The organism is Kribbella sp. NPDC049584 (genome assembly GCF_040675555.1).
Classification (GTDB): domain Bacteria; phylum Actinomycetota; class Actinomycetes; order Propionibacteriales; family Kribbellaceae; genus Kribbella.
The window spans coordinates 196,208-214,634 of the sequence record NZ_JBFAPF010000016.1 but is presented as its reverse complement, the minus strand read 5'-3'; the positions used below and the strand labels follow the sequence as shown (position 1 = coordinate 214,634).

18 protein-coding genes are annotated in these 18,427 nt (G+C 67.1%); 4 read left to right on the top strand and 14 right to left on the bottom strand.

The window, feature by feature from the left end; all coding sequences use genetic code 11:
* Nucleotides 1-139: 139 nt before the first annotated feature.
* The 8 genes from pstB to AB0J62_RS39005 all read right to left on the bottom strand — a co-directional run bounded on the left by pstB (nucleotide 140) and on the right by AB0J62_RS39005 (nucleotide 9,590).
* Nucleotides 140-916, bottom strand: a complete 777-nt coding sequence (gene pstB, locus AB0J62_RS39040) for a phosphate ABC transporter ATP-binding protein PstB (RefSeq protein ID WP_350849764.1) — start codon at nucleotides 914-916, stop codon at nucleotides 140-142.
* A 22-nt stretch (nucleotides 917-938) separates the two neighbouring features.
* On the bottom strand, nucleotides 939-1,859 hold the full coding sequence (gene pstA / locus AB0J62_RS39035) for a phosphate ABC transporter permease PstA (RefSeq protein WP_363882406.1): 921 nt from the start codon (nucleotides 1,857-1,859) through the stop codon (nucleotides 939-941).
* Nucleotides 1,856-3,094 carry a phosphate ABC transporter permease subunit PstC gene (gene pstC / locus AB0J62_RS39030; protein ID WP_363882403.1) on the bottom strand — a complete coding sequence of 413 codons (1,239 nt, stop codon included), beginning with the start codon at nucleotides 3,092-3,094 and terminating at the stop codon, nucleotides 1,856-1,858. The genes pstA and pstC overlap by 4 nt, the downstream gene beginning before the upstream one ends.
* Nucleotides 3,095-3,214: 120 nt before the next feature.
* Nucleotides 3,215-4,327: a phosphate ABC transporter substrate-binding protein PstS gene (pstS, locus tag AB0J62_RS39025; RefSeq protein WP_363882400.1), complete on the bottom strand. Its 1,113-nt coding sequence runs from the start codon at nucleotides 4,325-4,327 to the stop codon at nucleotides 3,215-3,217.
* A 219-nt stretch (nucleotides 4,328-4,546) separates the two neighbouring features.
* Nucleotides 4,547-5,830: a hypothetical protein gene (locus tag AB0J62_RS39020; RefSeq protein WP_363882397.1), complete on the bottom strand. Its 1,284-nt coding sequence runs from the start codon at nucleotides 5,828-5,830 to the stop codon at nucleotides 4,547-4,549.
* Nucleotides 5,831-5,910: 80 nt separating this feature from the next.
* Complete coding sequence (locus tag AB0J62_RS39015) at nucleotides 5,911-6,375, bottom strand: bifunctional nuclease family protein (protein WP_363882394.1); 465 nt, start codon at nucleotides 6,373-6,375, stop codon at nucleotides 5,911-5,913.
* A gap of 146 nt (nucleotides 6,376-6,521) precedes the next feature.
* Entirely contained in the window at nucleotides 6,522-7,400 is an 879-nt protein-coding gene (locus AB0J62_RS39010; RefSeq protein ID WP_363882391.1) for an NUDIX domain-containing protein, read from the bottom strand.
* A 30-nt stretch (nucleotides 7,401-7,430) separates the two neighbouring features.
* A complete protein-coding gene (locus tag AB0J62_RS39005; RefSeq protein WP_363882388.1) occupies nucleotides 7,431-9,590 on the bottom strand; it encodes an RNA degradosome polyphosphate kinase in 2,160 nt (719 codons plus the stop codon).
* A 106-nt stretch (nucleotides 9,591-9,696) separates the two neighbouring features.
* On the opposite strand from AB0J62_RS39005, the gene AB0J62_RS39000 reads away from it, so the two are divergent.
* Nucleotides 9,697-10,848 (top strand): alpha/beta hydrolase, encoded by a 1,152-nt coding sequence (locus AB0J62_RS39000; protein ID WP_363882385.1) that lies wholly within the window; start codon nucleotides 9,697-9,699, stop codon nucleotides 10,846-10,848.
* Here AB0J62_RS39000 and AB0J62_RS38995 read toward each other — a convergent pair.
* The 4 genes from AB0J62_RS38995 to mshD all read right to left on the bottom strand — a co-directional run bounded on the left by AB0J62_RS38995 (nucleotide 10,845) and on the right by mshD (nucleotide 14,157).
* Nucleotides 10,845-11,312: a DUF6318 family protein gene (locus AB0J62_RS38995; protein WP_363882382.1), complete on the bottom strand. Its 468-nt coding sequence runs from the start codon at nucleotides 11,310-11,312 to the stop codon at nucleotides 10,845-10,847. The genes AB0J62_RS39000 and AB0J62_RS38995 overlap by 4 nt on opposite strands.
* A gap of 165 nt (nucleotides 11,313-11,477) precedes the next feature.
* A complete protein-coding gene (locus AB0J62_RS38990; RefSeq protein WP_363882379.1) occupies nucleotides 11,478-12,413 on the bottom strand; it encodes a PKD domain-containing protein in 936 nt (311 codons plus the stop codon).
* The gene (locus AB0J62_RS38985; RefSeq protein ID WP_363882376.1) at nucleotides 12,410-13,030 is read right to left on the bottom strand and encodes a DUF6318 family protein; all 621 of its coding nucleotides are present in this window, start codon (nucleotides 13,028-13,030) and stop codon (nucleotides 12,410-12,412) included. Before AB0J62_RS38985 ends, AB0J62_RS38990 begins: the two co-directional genes overlap by 4 nt.
* A gap of 218 nt (nucleotides 13,031-13,248) precedes the next feature.
* Nucleotides 13,249-14,157 carry a mycothiol synthase gene (mshD, locus tag AB0J62_RS38980; protein ID WP_363882373.1) on the bottom strand — a complete coding sequence of 303 codons (909 nt, stop codon included), beginning with the start codon at nucleotides 14,155-14,157 and terminating at the stop codon, nucleotides 13,249-13,251.
* A gap of 106 nt (nucleotides 14,158-14,263) precedes the next feature.
* Here mshD and AB0J62_RS38975 point away from each other — a divergent pair, with 106 nt between their 5' ends.
* A complete protein-coding gene (locus tag AB0J62_RS38975) occupies nucleotides 14,264-16,081 on the top strand; it encodes a bifunctional metallophosphatase/5'-nucleotidase (RefSeq protein WP_363882370.1) in 1,818 nt (605 codons plus the stop codon).
* Between the two features lie 228 nt (nucleotides 16,082-16,309).
* Nucleotides 16,310-16,516 (top strand): hypothetical protein, encoded by a 207-nt coding sequence (locus AB0J62_RS38970; RefSeq protein ID WP_363882367.1) that lies wholly within the window; start codon nucleotides 16,310-16,312, stop codon nucleotides 16,514-16,516.
* 7 nt (nucleotides 16,517-16,523) lie between these two features.
* Here the strand turns inward: AB0J62_RS38970 and AB0J62_RS38965 are convergent, their stop codons facing one another.
* On the bottom strand, nucleotides 16,524-17,231 hold the full coding sequence (locus AB0J62_RS38965) for a response regulator transcription factor (protein ID WP_363882364.1): 708 nt from the start codon (nucleotides 17,229-17,231) through the stop codon (nucleotides 16,524-16,526).
* Between the two features lie 161 nt (nucleotides 17,232-17,392).
* Here AB0J62_RS38965 and AB0J62_RS38960 point away from each other — a divergent pair, with 161 nt between their 5' ends.
* The gene (locus AB0J62_RS38960; RefSeq protein ID WP_363882361.1) at nucleotides 17,393-17,632 is read left to right on the top strand and encodes a MoaD/ThiS family protein; all 240 of its coding nucleotides are present in this window, start codon (nucleotides 17,393-17,395) and stop codon (nucleotides 17,630-17,632) included.
* Nucleotides 17,633-17,991: 359 nt separating this feature from the next.
* Here AB0J62_RS38960 and arfB read toward each other — a convergent pair whose 3' ends face one another.
* Entirely contained in the window at nucleotides 17,992-18,417 is a 426-nt protein-coding gene (gene arfB, locus AB0J62_RS38955; RefSeq protein ID WP_363882358.1) for an alternative ribosome rescue aminoacyl-tRNA hydrolase ArfB, read from the bottom strand.
* Nucleotides 18,418-18,427: the final 10 nt, after the last annotated feature.

Sequence of the window (18,427 nt, the reverse complement as noted above, 5' to 3'; positions counted from 1 at the left end):
GTCTTTTTTTTTTTTTGTTTTTGTTTTTCTGTGTTTCTCTTTCCTTAACCCCCAGTGGGGGGCGGACCCCCCCCCCCCCGGGGGGCCCCCCCCCCCCACCCCCGGCGGGGCCCCCGGCAGGAAACCGTCGTACGGCGGATCAGCCGAAGCGACCGGTGATGTAGTCCTCGGTGGCCTTCTCCGACGGGTTGGAGAAGATCTGCTTGGTCGGGGCCATCTCGATCAGCCGGCCCGGCTTACCGGTCGCGGCCAGGTTGAAGAACGCGGTCTGGTCGGAGACCCGGGCCGCCTGCTGCATGTTGTGCGTGACGATGACGACCGTGAACTGGTCCTTCAGCTTCTCGATCAGGTCCTCGATCGCGAGCGTCGAGATCGGGTCCAGGGCCGAGCACGGCTCGTCCATCAGGATCACCTCGGGCTCGACCGCGATCGCGCGGGCGATGCACAGCCGCTGCTGCTGACCGCCGGACAGGCCGGCACCCGGCTTGTCGAGGCGGTCCTTGACCTCGTTCCACAGGTTCGCGCCGTGCAGGGACCGCTCGACCACCTCGGTCAGCTTCTTGCGGTCCTTGACGCCGTTCAGCTTCAGGCCGGACGCGACGTTGTCGAAGATCGACATCGTCGGGAACGGGTTCGGCCGCTGGAACACCATGCCGACCACGCGGCGGACGGCGACCGGGTCGACCCCGGAGCCGTACAGGTCCTGCTGGTCCAGCAGCACCTTGCCCTCGACCCGGGCGCCGGGGATCACCTCGTGCATGCGGTTCAGGGTCCGCAGGAAGGTGGACTTGCCGCAGCCGGACGGACCGATGAACGCGGTGACCGAGCGGGGCTCGACCGTCATCGACACGTCCTCGACGGCCTTGAAATCGCCGTAGTAGACGTTGAGGCCGCTGACCTCGATGCGCTTAGCCATATCGACTCAGAACCTCTCGTGACTATTTCGACTTGATGGCGCTGAACCGGGCGACGAGCCGGGCCAGCACGTTGAGGACAAGGACCAGCAGGATCAGCGTCAGCGCGGCCGCCCAGACCCGGTCCGCGGCCGGCTGCAGCGCCAGCTCGGTCCGGTCCTGGTTGATCATCGTCGGCAGCGCGCCCATGAATCCGTTGAACGGGTTCAGGTTGATGTTCTTCGAGTAGCCGACCAGGATCAGCAGCGGCGCGGTCTCGCCCATCACGCGGGCCAGACCGAGCATGACGCCGGTGACGATGCCGCCGAACGCGGTCGGCACGACCACCTTCATGATCGTCTTCCACTTCGGCACCCCGAGCGCGTACGACGCTTCTCGCAGCTCGTCCGGGACCAGCTTGAGCATCTCCTCGGTGGACCGCAGGACGACCGGGAGCATCAGCAGCACCAGCGACAGCGACACCGCGAAGCCGACCCGGTTGAAGCCGAAGATCGTGATCCAGACCGCGTAGATGAACAGTGCGGCGACGATCGACGGGACACCGGTGAGGATGTCGATCATGAAGCTCACGACCCGCGCGGCCTTGGTGCCCTTGCCGTACTCGACCAGGTAGACCGCGCCGAGGACGGCGATCGGCACCGCGATCACGGCGGTGATCAGCGACATGATCAGCGTGCCCATGATCGCGTGGTACGCGCCGCCGCCTTCGCGCCGGACGGTGATACCGCGCTGGGACTGGCTCCACCAGTCCGCGTTCAGCAGCAGGTGGTAGCCCTTGCTGATGACGGTCCCGAGGATCCACAGCAGCGGGATCATCGCGATCACGAAGGCCAGCACGATCAGTACGGTGGCCAGCGTGTTCTTGAAGGCACGGGCCCCGGACTTCCCGGTCAGATCCAGCGCCTGACCGTCGTACGCCGGCTTGTTCTCGGTGATGGCGGTCATGACGAAGCTCCTTGGGCTGCACCGGCGCTGCGGTTGCGCCGGGGGCGCCTACCGCCGGGGGCGCTGCGGTCGACGATGATCCGGGCCGCGGAGTTGACCAGGAACGTGACGACGAACAGGACCAGGCCGGCCGCGATGTAGGCGCCGGTCTTCTCCGGCGAGTCGAACTCGGCGGCGTTGTTGGCGATCTTCGACGCGAACGTCTCGCCACCGGCGAAGATCGACGAGTTCCACGGGTCGTTGCCGTTGGGCACCGACAGGATGATCAGTACGGCGACGGTCTCGCCGAGCGCCCGGCCGAGGCCGAGCATCGACGCGCTCACCACGCCGGAACGCCCGTACGGCAGGACCGACATCCGGATCATCTCCCACTTGGTCGCGCCGAGTGCCAGCGCGCCCTCACGATGCGCGATCGGGGTCTGCGCGAAGATCTCCCGGCTGATCGCGGTCACCACCGGCAGGATCATGATCGCCAGTACGACGGAGGCCGTGAAGACCACGCCGACGTTGTCGCCGGCCGGTTTCGCGAACAGCGGCATCCAGCCGAGTGCGTCGGACAGGCCGTTGATCACCGGCAGCAGGATCGGGGCGAAGAACATGATGCCCCACAGGCCGTAGATGATCGACGGCACCGCGGCCAGCAGGTCGACGGCGTACGCGACCGGCTGGGCCAGTCGCTTGGGGGAGTAGTAGGTGATGAAGAGCGCGACGCCGATCGCGATCGGAACCGCGATCAGCATCGCGATGATCGAGCTGACCACGGTGGTGTAGAACATCGCCGCGATACCGAACCGGGGCTGGTCGCCGCCGGGCTCCCAGATCCGGGAGAACAGGAAGCTGCTCTTGTCGTCGGCCAGCGCCGGGATCGCCAGCGCCAGCAGGAAGATCCCGACGAACGCGACGATCAGCACCACCAGGGCGCCGGAGCCGCGGGCGAAGGTGCTGAACAGGCGGTCACCGAGATGACCGACCGGGCCGAGCTCCATCTTCTTGCCGGGCTCGGTCGCGACGGCTGTGCCGGTGGCGGCGCCGGTGACCGCGGTCTCGGGGCCGGACTCGGTCATCACTTCGGCCGGGAGCTCCGCCTCGTGCTCGGCGTGCTCCTCGGCCAGGTCCTCGAACCGCGGGGCCGGCCCCGCGTCCTCGTGGACCAGGTCCTCGATCCTGGGTTCTTCCTGTCCGGCGGCCTTGCCGTCCGGCCGGTCGGGCGGTGCCGTGCCGTCTGGACTACTCATCGATCGTGCTCCAAGCGCCTGGGTCGTGATCTGTCACGTCTGGGTCTGACGAGGCGAGCCCCGGCCGTCCTCCGATGGATCATCGGACCGGCCGGGGCTCGCATCAGTGCTGCTTCGAGATCAGCTGATCGCCTGGATGGCGGCGTCGACCTTGGTCTGGATCTCGGCCGGGAGCGGCGCGTAGTTCAGGTCGGTCAGCGAAGCCTGGCCGTCCTTGCTCGCGAAGTAGCTCAGGAAGCTCTTCACCAGCGCGGTCTTCTCGGCCGGGAGACCCTTGGTGCAGGCGATCTCGTAGGTGGCCAGGATGATCGGGTACGCACCCGGGGCCTTGGTCGCGTAGTCCAGCTTCAGCGCCAGGTCGGACCCGGTGCCGGCCGGCTTCGCGGCGGCCAGGGCCTTACCGGCGGACTCGGCGGACAGCTCGACCGGGGTGCCCGAGCCGGTGTCGACCTGGGCGATGGTCAGCTTGTTGTCGACGGCGTACGACCACTCGACGTAGGTGATCGAGTTCTTGGTGCTCTTGACGCCCTCGGCGACACCGGCGGACTTCTCCTTGCCGGCGCCCGTGCCGGTCCACTTCTTGGCCGGCTCACCGGTCCACGCGCCACCGCCCGCGGCCTTCAGGTACTTGGTGAAGTTCTCGGTGGTGCCGGACTCGTCGGAGCGGAAGAAGACCGAGATCGGAGCCGACGGGAAGGTCACGCCCGGGTTCAGCTTGGCGATGGCCGGGTCGTTCCAGGTCTTGATCGCGCCCTGGAAGATCTTCGCGGCGGTCGGGCCGTCGAGGACGAACTTGTCGACGCCGTCGACGTTGATCGCGATCGCGATCGGGCCGATCACCATCGGCAGGTCGATGGCCGGGTTGCCGCCGCAGCGCTTCGTGGCCGCGGTCATCTCGTCGGGCTTCAGCGCCGAGTCGGAGCCGGCGAAGTCGACCTGGTTCGCGTTGAACTGCTTGATACCCGCACCGGAACCGGTCGGGTTGTAGTTCACCGTGACGTCGGCGCACTTCTCGTTGTACTTGCTGATGACCTCGTCGATGGCGTTCTTCTGCGCCGAGGAGCCCTCAGCGTTCAGGGTGCCCTGCGGGCAGTCTGCACCGGCGGACGACGTCGAGGAACCGGGGCTCGAGGAGCCGGCCGGCTCGGGGTCACTGCCACAGGCGCTCAGAGCGAGGACGCCGAGGGATGCCACGGCGACGGAGCCGACGCGGAGCAGGCGATTGACGGACACGAGAATGTTGCCCTTCTGCGGGAATCAGACTTCTTGAACTTCCACAGACGGTAGGGAGAGCAGGTGACCGACCGGCCCGTCACTGGTGAACGAGCGGTGAACGGTTCCGGTAGCCTGTGCGACGCCTGGCATGCCGACAGGCGGCTATTAGGTGAACTGAGTTAAGAGCCGTCACACTCTGTCGATGTAAACGGCTGTTTGCTCTCGTTCCGGTAACGCTCAGCGCACCCTCAGCGTGAACGATCGACTGCCCGTCGTCTGGATCGGCAGCCCGTAATACGTCATCCCCGGGACGGCAACACGGTAGTACGTCGTCGTGCCGCGTCCGGCAGCCCGGACGTACATCGTTGCCTTACCTTTAGCAACCGGCACGGTCAGCACGCTGCGCCAGTACTTGCCGTCCCAGCGCTGCAGCGCGCCCTTCACGGTCCCGCCCGGCTTCACGTCCACGGTCAGCTTGACCATCTGCCCGACCTGTGCGGTCGTCACGTTGAACCCGGCAACGGCGAAGTTCGCCAGCGTCGGGATGTACTTCGAGCCCGAGATCGACATCGCCGTCACCATCGAGTAGCCCTTCCAGGCCGGGGCGTAGAAGCGGTACTCGCGACCGCCGGCCGCGACCGGTTGTGCCTCGAACCCGTACAGGTCGATCGAGGTGTAGCGCCCGGCGTACTCCCATGGCTTGGACGCGTTCGCCCTGGTCTGCATCGTGACCGGAATCCCCGCGCCACCGAACAGCCGGCCGGCGCCGCAGTTGCCCGGGTTGTCGCACAGCAGCGCGCCCGCGATACCGGAGATCGTCATCTGCTTGCCGAAGACGCCGTACGCCGGTCCGGCCTTCAAGGCGAACTTCATGTCCGTGTAGTAGACGTCGTCGGGGGACGACCCACCCCACTCGTTCGTCGCTATGACGCGGGTCGACTGGGGACGCGGGCGCGGCGGCACGACCGCGGTCGTAGTGCCGAGCGGGTGCGGGAACCACTCCTGCTTGTCGGCGGGCTGGGTCCAGATCTTCACTCCGACCTCGCCGACCTGCCCGACCGGCAGGTCCAGCGGATCGCCCGGCGTGGTGTCTTTCGGAGCCGGAGGGTTGCTCCACGTGAGCCGGAGTGACCCGTCCGCCTGCGGAACCGCGGCGGTCACGGTGGGAGCTCCGGGGATGGTCGTGTCGAACCAGGGTGAGTAGGCCGCCGCACTGTCGCCGGTCGCGTCGGTCGTTACCACGGCGACCCGCGCGATCTTCCCCCACTGCACCGCCCAGCGATGGTTGAAGTCGTTGCCCGGGGTAGGGAGCCAGTCCGTCGGAACTGATCCGTCCTGGTACTCGATGCGCACCTTGTTGGAGGCACCGGCATCCGTCCACCCCACCCGCATCAGGCTGGTCGCCGCGTCCGACCAGCTGACCTGCACATCGGTTGGCGGCGGTGGCGCGGCCTGTGCGGTGGTGGTCTGGAGCGCGGCGAGAAGTACGGCGACGGTCGCGGTGGCGACGGTTCTGCGCATGGCTGAGTCCCCCAGGTGAAAGCGCCCGGAGGTCACCCCTGCCACCAGTGCGCGCTCGGATCGTAGCGCACGGTGGAGGGTCAGCTGGAGAAGTCCTCCGGGGCGACGCTGTCGAGGAACTGACGGAAGCGTTCGAGTTCGGCCTGTTCCTCTTCGGGGGTGGCGATGCCGGCCTCGCGGAGCACCTGTTCGGTGCAGCGGATCGGCGTACCGAGGCGGACGGCGAGCGCGACCGAGTCGCTCGGTCTGGCGGAGACGCGGACGCCGTTGGCGAGCACGAGTTCGGCGTAGAAGACGGCGTCGCGCAGCTCGACGATCTCGACTGCCTCGATATGGACGCCGAACGCCTCGATCAGGTCGCGCATCAGGTCGTGCGTGAGCGGTCGCGACGGACGCAGGCCCTGCTCCTCGTACGCGATCGCGGTTGCTTCGACCGAGCCGATCGAGATCGGCAGGTAGCGGTAGCCCTCGGTCTCGCGCAGCATCATTACCGGGGCCCGGTTGGGCGATTCCATCCGGATCCCGATCAGTGTCAGTTCTCGCATCATCGTCATGGTGCGCCCCGAACCTCTCCTCAGACCGGCACCCGGTGGGACGCCGGTTCCTCGGGTAGGAACATACCCGTCACCTCCAGTGTCACCCGGCCGCCCCGTCGGCTGTGCCTGGATCGTCACCGAGCCGTGTCGCGCAGCTACGGCGCACCGAAGCGTTCGTGAACCAGGCGGCCGTCAGCGAGCCGGTGCGCGACCAGGAACGACCCTGTGGAGAACTTGCCCACCTTGAGGCCCAGCTCGCGGGCCAGCGCCGGGAGCACCGGCCGGTGCGAGCAGACGACGGTCACCTTGCCCGACCGCCACACCCGCTCCGCCAGGCCGCGCAGTCCGTCCGGATCGGCGTCGTACCCGCGCTCCGAGATCTCCGGCCAGAGGTGGATGTGCCGGCCGATGGAAGCGGCGTACGGCGTCACTGTGGCGGCACAGCGATCCGCGTCGCTGCTGATGATCCGGTTGGCGCCCAGAGCAGCCAGTACGTCGACCAGCCGCTCCGCAACCGCCTCACCGTTGCTGGTGAGCGGGCGGACCGTGTCCTTGCCGTCCCAGTCCTTCCGCTTCACCGCCTCCGCGTGCCGCACGACCACCACCGTGGCCACCACGGGCACAGCATGCTCCAGTGCGTCGAGGATGTCCACGTCACGCGGGTAGCTGAGCTTGTTGCGGGCCTTGTCGACCGGGAGCCAGCTGATCTCGTCGACTTCGTCGTTCGGCTCGAAGTCGCCGTCGTTCACCGGTACGGCGGCCCAGTAATGGACCAGCTTCTCGGCGGTCCCGCCGTTCTTGCGGACGGCGTACCGCTGCAGGCCGAGGGGAGGACCGAGCACGACCCGGACTCCGGTCTCTTCCTCGATCTCCCTGCGCGCTGCGAGCAACACGTGCTCATGCGTGGTCAGCTTGCCCTTCGGCAGGGACCAGTCGTCGTACCTGGGACGGTGCACCAACAGCACCTCACGGGTGCCGCGGCGCTCCCGCCAGACGACACCACCCGCGGCGATAACGGTCGCCGGGTTGCTCATGCCTTCACCTTAGGAAATGTGCTCCGCCAGCTAGCTGATGGGGTCGATCGCACGGCGGCGCCCGCGTGTCGCGATCAGGCGCTCCTGCAGGTCACGCAGCGGCTGCCCGTCCGATCCGATCAGCCGTGGCTCCCAGCTGTCGTCCGGCTGCAACCACCAGGAGCCGGTGGTGTCGTCCATCGCCAGGTCGAACATCTCGCCCAGCTCGATGACGTGGTCGGGCTCCTTCAGCTGGACGAGCACCTCGACGCGGCGGTCCAGGTTGCGGTGCATCAGGTCGGCCGAGCCGATCCACACCTCCGGCTCACCGCCGTTCTCGAACAGGAACACGCGGCTGTGCTCGAGGAACCGGCCCAGGATGCTGCGGACGCGGATGTTCTCCGAGAGACCCGGTATGCCGGGACGCAGCGTGCAGATGCCGCGGATCCACAGGTCGACCGGTACGCCGGCCTGTGACGCCCGGTACAGCGCGTCGCACAGCGCCTCGTCGACCAGGCTGTTCACCTTGATGCGGATCCGTGCGGGGCGGCCGGCCAGGTGATGCTGCACCTCGCGGTCGATCCGCTCGACAAGCCCCCGGCGTACCGACTGGGGCGCGACCAGGATCCGCCGGTACCCGGCGCTGCGGCCGAAGCCGGACAGGTGGTTGAAGAGCAGTGCGACATCCTCGGTGACCACCTTGTCGCTGGTGAGCAGGCCGAGGTCCTCGTAGAGCCGGGCGGTCTTCGGGTGGTAGTTGCCGGTCCCGATGTGCGCGTAGCGGCGCAGGCCGTCGGGCTCGTCGCGGACGACCATCGACAGCTTGCAGTGCGTCTTCAGGCCGATCACGCCGTACACGACGTGACAGCCGGCGTGCTCCAGCTGACGGGCCCACTTGATGTTCGCCTGCTCGTCGAAGCGCGCCTGGATCTCCACCAGCACCAGGACCTGCTTGCCGGCCTCGGCCGCGTCGATCAGGGCGTCGACGATCGGCGAGTCACCACTGGTCCGGTACAGGGTCTGCTTGATCGCCAGCACGTGCGGATCGGCGGCCGCTTGCTCGATGAAGCGCTGGACGCTTGTGGAGAACGAGTCGTACGGGTGGTGGACCAGCACGTCGCGCTGCTTGAGGGCGTGGAACATGTCGGCCGGGTTGGAGGTCTCGACCTCGGCCAGGTGTGGATGCGTCGACGGCACGAACCCGGGGTACTTCAGCTCGGCCCGGTCCAGACTGGCGATCGTGAACAGACCGCGCAGGTCCAGCGGGCCGGGAAGCTCGAACACCTCGGACTCGGTGACGCCCAGCTCGGACAGCAGCAGCGCACGCACCTGCGGGTCGATCGACTCCTCGACCTCGAGTCGGACCGGCGGACCGAACCGGCGACGCAGCAGCTCCTTCTCGAGCGCGGCCAGCAGGTTCTCCGCGTCGTCCTCTTCGACCTCGAGGTCCTCGTTGCGAGTCACCCGGAAGGTGTGGTGCTGGGTGACCTCCATGCCCGGGAAGAGCTGGCCCAGGTGGGTCGCGATGACGTCTTCGAGCGGGACGAAGCGGCCCTCGTCGACCTTCACGAACCGCGGCAGCAGCGGCGGCACCTTGACCCGGGCGAAGTGCTCGCCGCCGGTGTCAGGGTTGCGGACCACGACCGCCAGGTTGAGGCTCAGGCCGGAGATGTACGGGAAGGGGTGCGACGGGTCGACCGCCAGCGGCGTCAGCACCGGGAACACGCGCTCCCGGAAGAAGCGGGTCATCTCTTCGCGTTCGCTGTGCTGCAGCTCGTCCCAGCGGAGAATCTCGATGCCCTGATCGACCAGAGCCGGCTGCACCGACTTGCGCCAGGTCTCGGCCTGGCGGTCCATCAGCTCGCGGCTCCTGGCCAGGCTGCGGTCGAGGACCTCGCGGGGGAGCAGGCCACTGGCCGCCCGCACCGCGACGCCGGCCGCGATACGGCGCTTCAGGCCGGCGATCCGGACCATGTAGAACTCGTCCAGGTTGCTGGCGAAGATCGCGAGGAACTTGGCCCGCTCGAGCAGCGGGATACGGTCGTTCTCGGCCAGCTCCAGGACACGCTGGTTGAACGCGAGCCAGCTCAGCTCCCGATCGGAGAACCGGTCAACTGGAAGATCGCCGGCCGCACTGATGTCGTACGGCGGCTCGACGTCGTACTCCCGGTTGTGGGATGCCAGCAAGTCTCCAGCCACGCCGTCCAGCATCGCATCCTTTGGTTAACGAGGGGTAGCCGTCCGCGTTTTGGCAGCTGTGACGTTTTCCTTGCCTCTGGACCGCTTCCGAGGGCTGCGGTTGCTAGCGTCACTCCTTGTGAACTCACGACTGGATTCGGTACTGCGAGACACGGTGAACGCCGTACAAGCCAATGCGCTGACCCCGCTGTACGCCCTCCCCGCGGCGGTCCGGCGCCGCCTCGCCGGCGCACCGATCCAGATCGACGGCAACGTCCTCGACCCCGACCTCCAGCTGCTCCTCCGCCTCGACAACCTGTTGCCTCACACAACAAAAACCGACGCGGCCACCGCCCGCGCCCACTTCCGCAACCTCTGCAAACTGATCCCCGGCACCCCCGCCGAACTACAACGAGTAACCGACCTAACCATCCGCGGCTCCGCCGGCCAACTAGAAGCCCGCCTCTACATCCCAAAACCAGGCCCCACGACCAGCTCTAGCTCGCGCACCGGCTCCGGCTCCGGCCCTGGATCCGGCTCGGGCTCTGGTTTCGGTTCTGGTTTCGGTTCTGGTGAGGTGGGGCGGGGGTTGTTGGTGTTCTTGCATGGGGGCGGGTGGGTTGTGGGCGACCTCAACACCCACGACGGCCTGTGCCGCGCGATCGCCGCCGACGCCGGGATCCGCGTACTGTCCGTCGACTACCGCCTCGCCCCCGAAGCCCCCGCACCGTCAGCCGCGGAGGACGCGATCGCCGCCTTCACCTGGGCCGTCGAGCACGCCCAGGACCTGGGCGTCGATCCGGACCTGGTCGCCATCGGCGGCGACAGCGCAGGAGGCAACCTGGCCGCCGTAGTAGCCCAGCAGACCGTACGCCGAGGCCTCCCGCACCCCGCCCTCCAGGTCCTGCTCTACCCGTCAGTCGACCTGGTAGCCCGCCGCCCCAGCCGGGACCTCTTCTCCGAAGGCTTCATCCTCAGCGAGAACGACATCATCTGGTACCGCGACCACTACACCCCCGACCCCACCATCCGCCCCGACCCGATCGTCTCCCCCATCCGCGCAGACGACCTGACCGGCCTCCCACCCACCTACCTCACCACAGCCGGCTTCGACCCCCTCCGAGACGAAGGCCTCGAATACGCCGCAGCCCTCCAAGCCGCCGGCAACCAGATCACCCACGTCCCCCACCCCACCCTCTGCCACGGCTACGCCAACCTCCTAACCGTCCCCGGCAAAATCCAAGAAGCCCACACCCACCTAACCAACCACCTCAGAAACGCGCTGTATTAGCCCGCCTCGTCTTCCTTGATCTCCATCTCGTACATCACCCAGTCGCCGCCGCTCGGAGACAACGTGAATTGCATCATCCCGGTAGAGCTTTCCTGCGGAACGGGCGATGCCCCAGGCGAACTGCGCTCGACATATGTGCCGGATTTCATCGCGGCCGACCCGCCCAACCGTCCACTCTGGCCTCGATAGATCTTTGTGACGGCGACCAGGTGGTCGGCATAGTCGCCCTCCAGGCCGCCGTTCTTCACGTTGATCTTCCGCGTGTACTCCGCAATGCCCTTGCAGCCCACACAACCCTTGTCACTCTCGGCCAGGAGCGGGACGGTATCGCCAGTCGCGTACGAATAGTTCAGCAACTCGATGTAATACCCGACGAACGCCGACCCGGTCGCCAGACTCAACCCAACTGCCTTCACCGGCCGCAGCGGCGCAGCGCCGACCTCCGGGACCTGAGACGCGCTCACCTCCGGACTCGCAGACGAGCTGGTGACACTTGAGTCCGGCACACCCTCCGGCCCCCTAGCCTGACCACCGCGTGCTGAACACCCGCCCAACACTGTGACGACGCCCGCACACACTGCCACGCTTGCCCGGGCCCAGCTCACGACTCGAACCGGCATTTGAACAACTCAGCGACCAGGGTCAACGAGCACAGGAACAGCTTCCCGAACCAGAAGCGGCGTGGCTGGACCGGTGATGGGCACAGTGCCGTCGACGTACTGCCACCCTGTGCCGGCTACGTTGAACCGGGCCGCGTAGGTCGTTGTGAGCGTGAGGCTGACATCGCCGCGCTTCATGTATTTATGCGTAATCTCCTTGGACGGGTATGGCTTGCCGGGAGTGCTCGTGGTGAGTGGGGGCGAACCGTCGCCGAAGCGCCAGGTGTAGTTGATGGGCGTTGCCTCAACGACGACGGGGAAGCCGAGCAGCGTCACGGTCGTCGTCGAGACCTTGCTGTCGTCGGTGTAGACGATGGTGTCCAGATTCACCAACGTCCGGTCTTTGGGATTGACCTTCACTACAAGCCCGGGGAACAACACATTCTTGGTCTCTGAGAGAACTTGCTCCCATCTGACGTCCTGCGGCCGCGGAGTGACGACCCTCGGCACGCGCCGTCGCGAAGGCTTCTGATCATCCGTGATCACAAGCTGGCACCGAACCGGCCCCGGGACACTCCCGTCCGATTGCACACGACCGCAGATTCCAACGTTCAGGCGCAGTGGCATGACATCCCGCTTGTCAGCTGGCGTGTGGATCTTCGAAGTGGGCTTCGGCACCGACAGTTTCGTCGCCTTCTTCGACGGTGTCGTTGATTTGGTCGCCTGCCGGCCCGATTGTTCGGTGGTCAGGGTGACTTCGCCCCCTGACTTGACCAGTTTCAGCTTCGCCTTCTTCTTCGATTTGTCAGGTTTCCCCGAGTCCGTGTAGGCCGAATTCGTTATGCGAGTCGACTCGACACCGGTTGCTGCGGCCGGGAGAGGAACACCGACTACCACCGCCGCACCGGTTGCGCTCTGCACGGCGACGAGAACAGAGATCGCGATCGACCGGCGGCGGACCGTCATTCCGCGACCTGCAATTCGTACATCACCCAGTTTCCGTTCGCCGGTGCGAGGGTGAACTGCCAGCTCTCGGTGTGTGCCTTCTTCTGCGCAGGAGCCGCAGATGGACTCGTGCGCTCGGTGTAATTTCCGGAGCGAATCGATACGGTCCCGCCAACATGTCCGCCGGTACCGCGGAACAGATCCGTGACGGCAACGAGATGGTCCGCGTAATCTCCGGCGAGGCCACCGTTGCGGCCGTTGGTCACCTTGAGGTACTTCGCAGTTCCGCCGCAGCCGACGCAGCCCTTGTCACTCGCAGCCAACATGGGCGCTGTGTCACCAGTGGAGTAGGCGTAGTTGAGCAGGTCGACGTAATGACCGAGGAATGCCTCCGCGGCCGCGAGCTGGAGACCTGAGGCGGCGGCCGGGCGGGTCGGAACCTCGGTCGGAAGTCCGTTGGGAGAGGACGGCGTCGTTGTCGGTATCGCTGTCGTCGCTGTCGTCGTCGAACTGCTCGCCGAGGGAGGGGCCGTGTTGGGGCGGCCGGCCTCCGGGCTGCCTTGGCTGCAGGCGGTTAGGAGTGTGGCGGCGGTGAGGCAGGCCAGGAGTGTTTGGGTGGGGGTGTTGCGGTGTGTCACGAGTGTCTGCCCTCCGTAGTCGAAATGATCGTAACGGGGGTTGGGCTCGGGGTTCGATGTCAAAAGGTGCAGTTGTGGATAACCCGTGGGGGCCAGGAGCCGCCCGGCTGGGGGGTTAGAGGCTCGGACGGCTCCTGGTTGGTGGTGGGACGGGTGGAGGCGGGGGTTATGACGCGAAGTGAGCGGCTGACTTCGGTGTGAGGTCGTTCACAGGAGACTCAGGCGGGGGCGTATTGGACGTCTAGGGCGGCGGTGGTGAAGTTTAGGGAGGTGTAGAGGGATCGGGCTGGGGTGTTGGTGCCGTCTACGTAGAGGACTATCGAGTCGAGGTGCCGGTCCTCTTGTAGGTGGTGGAGGCCTTGGAGGGTTAGGGCTTTCCCTAGGCCGGAACCCTGGTGCGTGGGGGAGACGCCTACTACGTAGACCTCGCCGATGCCGTCCTCGACCTTTGTCCAGTGGAAGCCGGCCAGGGCGTCGGTGGTTGAGTCGACGGCCAGGAAGAAGCCGTTGGGGTCGAACCACGGCTGCCGGATGCGTTCGGCCAGGTCGTCGGCGGTCCAACTGCCCTGCTCCGGGTGGTCGGCGAAGGCGGCCGCATTGACCGACAGCCAAGCGGCGTCGTCCTGTCCGGGCACGAACGTGCGTACTGCGATCCCGTCCGGCCACACCGGGTCCGGCAGTGGAGCCCTGGTACGGCGGAGGAAGTAGAGCTCGCGGGTCACCTTGAGACCGAGCCGCTGGGCCAGCTCGTCCGAGCCAGGTAGGCGTCCGTGGGCCCAGACGCGAGTGCGGGAACCGCCGTGGTCGAGCAGCATGCGCAGAAGCGCCGTACCGAAGCCCTGTCGCCGGAAGTGCGGGGCAACGACCAGTTCGGCCGAGCCGTCGGGGGCCAGAGCGGCGTACCCGACGAGGTTGCGGGCGCTCTGCAGGCCGGTGACCTCGATGGTGCCCGGGTCGCCTTCGTACGCGAGGACGTGGAGGTCGTTCGGATGCTCGCCGTCGAGGTGCAGGAGGGTGCGTTCGGACAATGGGTTCACGCCGTCGCTGTGTGCTGCCGCGCGGGCGAGTTCCGTGACGGCGACGGCGGTGGCCGAGGGCAACGGTGAGGGAACGGCTTCGAGAGTCACCAGAACACAGTAAAAGGTTTCAGCTGAGTTCCTTCTCAGGTTCTGGCAACAGGGTTTGCTGCTCAGGTAACTTCAGCGAATTCACAACCAAGACAACGGAGTAGACATGGCTCTGACAGGACGAGACAAAGCGCGGCCGGGGGGACGACGGGCGGTCGGAGTGCTCGCCGCCGGAACGGCCGCTGTGCTCGCCTTGGCCGCGGGGGGATCCGTGAGCCAGGCGGCCGCGACGCAGACGGCCAAGGAGTCGCAGACCGCCGTACAGGCGAAGAAGCCGAAGCCGACGCACACCCAGATCCAGCTGCTCGCGATCAACGACTTCCACGGCAACCTGGAGCCGGCGACGGGTTCGGGCGGCAACATCAACGGCGTCCCGGCAGGCGGCGCGGCGTACCTCGCGACGTATCTGAAGGATCTGCGGGCCGCCGCCAAGGCGAAGGGCCAGGACTCGGTCACGGTCGCCGCCGGGGATCTGATCGGCGCCTCGCCGCTGCTGTCGGCCGCGTTCCACGACGAGCCGACGATCGAAGCGCTGAACGGGATGGGACTCGAGGCTGCGTCGGTGGGCAACCACGAGTTCGACGAGGGCTGGCATGAGCTGCTCCGGATGCAGACCGGCGGCTGCCTGCCCGACGGTGACGGGCAGAACAACCAGAACTCCTGCCCGGACCCGGCGCACCCGTTCACCGGCGCCAAGTTCAAGTACCTCTCGGCGAACGTGTTCTTCACCAACACCCAGAAGACCCTGTTCGCGCCGTACACGATCAAGACGTTCGCGGACGGCCAGAAGGTCGGCTTCATCGGCATGACGCTGGAGAACACGCCGAACATCGTCACCAAGTCCGGTGTCGACGGCTTGACCTTCAAGGACGAGGTCGAGACCGCGAACGCGCTGGTCCCGGTGCTGAAGAAGAAGGGTGTGAAGTCGATCGTCGTGCTGCTGCACGAGGGCGGCTTCCCGGCCGATTCGAAGGCGTACAACAGCTGCCCGGGCATCTCCGGCCCGATCGTCGACATCAACGCCGGCCTGGACCCGGAGATCGACGCGATCCTCTCCGGCCACACCCATCAGGCGTACAACTGCTCCCTGCCGGACAAGGCCGGTAAGCCGCGGCTCGTCACCAGCGCCTCGTCGTTCGGCCGGCTCGTCACCGACGTCCGGCTGAGCATCGACAACGCAACCGGCGACGTGGACCGGGTGAACACGCTGGCGAACAACCAGATCGTCACCCAGGACGTCGTGCAGGACCGCAAGACGGCTGACCTTATCGCGAAGTACAAGAAGCTGGTCGCGCCGATCGAGACCAAGGTGATCGGCCACATCACCACCCCATCGGTGGTGCGGACGCCCGACGACTCGCTCGAATCGCCGCTGGGCAACCTGATCGCCGACGCACAGCTGGCCGACCCGTCCGTCGTGTCCGGCGGGAAGACCCCGGTCGCCGCGTTCATGAACCCGGGCGGCATCCGCGCGGACCTCGCGTCGAACAACGGTGAGGTCACCTTCGGGCAGGCGTTCACTGTGCAACCGTTCAACAACTTCCTGGTCTCGATGGACATGACCGGGGCGCAGATCAAGACGCTGCTCGAGCAGCAGTTCTCCGGGCTGAACGGTCCGGACGCGTCGAAGTACAAGGTCCTCCAGGTCGCGGGCATCACCTACACCTGGAACCCGGCGGCCGCGGCGGGCTCGAAGCTCGTGGCCGGCTCGATCAAGATCGGCGGGCAGCCGCTGGTGGACGGTACGTCGTACCGCATCGTCACGAACAACTTCCTCTCCGACGGCGGCGACGGCTTCCCGGCCTTCACCACCGCGACGAACAAGGTGTTCGGCGGGCTCGACATCGACGCGTTCGCCAACTACCTGACCGCGCACGACCCGTACACCCCGGTCGCCACCGACCGGATCTCGATCGGCTCCTGAGCCTGGTCGAAGGCTGAGCGAAAGCCGGTACGTCGCGCGCCCGCTGCGACGTACCGGTTTTTCGTCCTCACCAACCTTCCTGGTACCTTGCGTGCTCAGGCACTTACGGAAGGTGAGTGAATGGCGCACGTTGCTCCGACCTCACATCGACGGGCCCCTCGCGCGTCGCATCGTGGGCACCGCAGCGATGCAGGTGATGGATCGGTCCGGACCGGTAGCTGGCTCGGATTGGCTTTCGCGTTCGTCGTCGGCTGGTTGCTGACGCTGCAATCGCACGTCGGCGTTCACGCGGCCGGCGTCACGTTGCTGGTGATGCTGGTGCCGGTCACAGTCGGGACGTTCGTGGCGGGGTTCCGGCAGGGCCTCGGGTCCTGGAAGGCGGCGCTGTGCGCGGCGGCCGGGCTCGCTTTTACGCTGCTGAAGTTCTTCTTCTGAGCCGGGCTCAGACCTTCGCGTCGGCGGGCTCACGGGTGGTCGGCGGTACGACGAAGCGGTAGCCGACGTTCCGCACGGTCCCGATGAGCGACTCGTGCTCGGGGCCGAGCTTCGCGCGCAGGCGGCGTACGTGTACGTCGACGGTCCGCGTGCCGCCGAAGTAGTCGTAGCCCCAGACCTCCTGCAGCAGCTGCTCACGGGTGAACACGCGGCCCGGGTGCTGCGCCAGGAACTTGAACAGCTCGAATTCCTTGTAGGTCAGGTCGAGCGCCCGCCCGTTGAGCTTCGCCGTGTACGACGCCTCGTCGATCACGACGTCGCCGCTGCGGATCAGCGTGGACTCGGGCTCGTCGTTCCGGGTCGCGGCAAGCCGGCCGATGACGAGGCGCAACCGGGCTTCGATCTCGGCCGGACCCGCGGTGTCGAGCAGTACGTCGTCCGCGCCCCAGTCGGCGTTGACGGCGGTCAGACCGCCCTCGGTCACGACCAGGATGAGCGGTACGTCGATGCCGGTGGTGCGGATCAGCCGGGAGGCGCTCCGAACGGCGACCAGGTCGCGGCGGGCGTCCAGCAGCACGGCGTCCGCGTCAGGCGCGTCGACCAGCGCGGCGACCTCGGGCGGCAGGATGCGGATCTGGTGCGGGAGCAGAGCGAGCGAGGGCAGGACCTCGGTGGAGGCCTGCAGCGCGTTCGTCAGCAGAAGCAACGTGCTCACGCCGTCTCCTTGTGCTGATCATCGGATCCCGAGGATGCGATCCGGTCCTCGTGCACGTCAGGCCCCGACGGCGTCGTTGCCGGGGGCCTGAGACACACTGGGCATAACAGCAAGCTGACATAATAGCCGAAGACTTAACCGATTAGTGAGGCGCCGACCAGATGCCGGAAGTCACCATCAGGTACTTCGCTGCCGCGCGTTCAGCCGCGGGAGCGTCCTCGGCGACCGCCGAGGCAGGGTCCATCCGCGACCTGGTCACCGCCGTCTCGACCGACCGGCCGGAGCTGGCGCGGGTGCTGTCGATCTGCACCTTCCTGCTGGACGGCGAGCGCGCCGACCCGGCCACGCCGCTGCGCCAGGGCGCTCTGGTCGACGCGCTGCCACCCTTCGCGGGCGGCTGACCGACCCGGCCGGGGAGAGCTCCCCGAGAGGTAGATTCGCCGCGTGGCGATGGAGCCGGGGACGCTACTCAGCGCGTGGTCTGGCAGTGCACCTTCAGGTCCTGGAACTCCGGGAGGTCTTCCGGCTCCTCTTGTTCCGACCCCCCGCTCCCCGTTTCCTGCACGTCGGAAGCGTAACCAGCCAGAGGGCCGCCTTAGGGCCTGTCTGGTGATCCAGCGCCTACTGCGGGGCACTCGGCACGGCACCTCGCCGCACGGGTGCAAACGGAACGATGCTCCGCATCGACCCCTTCGCCCCCGCGCGCCGATGCACCGCACCGAGCACCTCCTCGCTACGGCGCTGGATCACCAGACAGGCCCTAGTCGTCCGGCCGACCTCGCAGGCGCTTGGTCTGACCCCGGCGCTTCTTGTCGTCCAGGCGCCGGCGCACCGACGCTTTGCTCGGTTTGGTGGGCCGCCTCTTCCGGGGCGGCGGCGCGATCGCTTCACGCATCAGCGTGACCAGCCGCTCCCGGGCAGCCTCCCGGTTACGCCACTGCGACTTGTACTCCGAGGCCGCGATCGTCACGACCCCGTCCACCAGCCGCGACTGGAGCCGCTCGAGCGCCCGCGCTTTCAGTACGTCGCTCAACGCCGACGTGCCCGCCACGTCGAAGCTCAGCTCGACCCGGCTGTCGGTGGTGTTCACCGACTGCCCACCCGGTCCACTCGACCGCGAGAACCGCCACGCCAGCTCGCCCTCAGGAATCACCACCCCGGACCGCACGACCAACCCAGTCTCCACACGCCAATTA

What these genes read in the sequence shown, in the direction of transcription:
- pstB (WP_350849764.1), bottom strand. Translation starts at nt 916, where the DNA reads ATGGCTAAGCGCATCGAGGTCAGCGGCCTCAACGTCTACTACGGCGAT.
- pstA (WP_363882406.1), bottom strand. Translation starts at nt 1,859, where the DNA reads ATGACCGCCATCACCGAGAACAAGCCGGCGTACGACGGTCAGGCGCTG.
- pstC (WP_363882403.1), bottom strand. Translation starts at nt 3,094, where the DNA reads ATGAGTAGTCCAGACGGCACGGCACCGCCCGACCGGCCGGACGGCAAG.
- AB0J62_RS39020 (WP_363882397.1), bottom strand. Translation starts at nt 5,830, where the DNA reads ATGCGCAGAACCGTCGCCACCGCGACCGTCGCCGTACTTCTCGCCGCG.
- AB0J62_RS39015 (WP_363882394.1), bottom strand. Translation starts at nt 6,375, where the DNA reads ATGCGAGAACTGACACTGATCGGGATCCGGATGGAATCGCCCAACCGG.
- AB0J62_RS39010 (WP_363882391.1), bottom strand. Translation starts at nt 7,400, where the DNA reads ATGAGCAACCCGGCGACCGTTATCGCCGCGGGTGGTGTCGTCTGGCGG.
- AB0J62_RS39005 (WP_363882388.1), bottom strand. Translation starts at nt 9,590, where the DNA reads ATGCTGGACGGCGTGGCTGGAGACTTGCTGGCATCCCACAACCGGGAG.
- AB0J62_RS38990 (WP_363882379.1), bottom strand. Translation starts at nt 12,413, where the DNA reads ATGACGGTCCGCCGCCGGTCGATCGCGATCTCTGTTCTCGTCGCCGTG.
- AB0J62_RS38975 (WP_363882370.1), top strand. Translation starts at nt 14,264, where the DNA reads ATGGCTCTGACAGGACGAGACAAAGCGCGGCCGGGGGGACGACGGGCG.
- AB0J62_RS38960 (WP_363882361.1), top strand. Translation starts at nt 17,393, where the DNA reads ATGCCGGAAGTCACCATCAGGTACTTCGCTGCCGCGCGTTCAGCCGCG.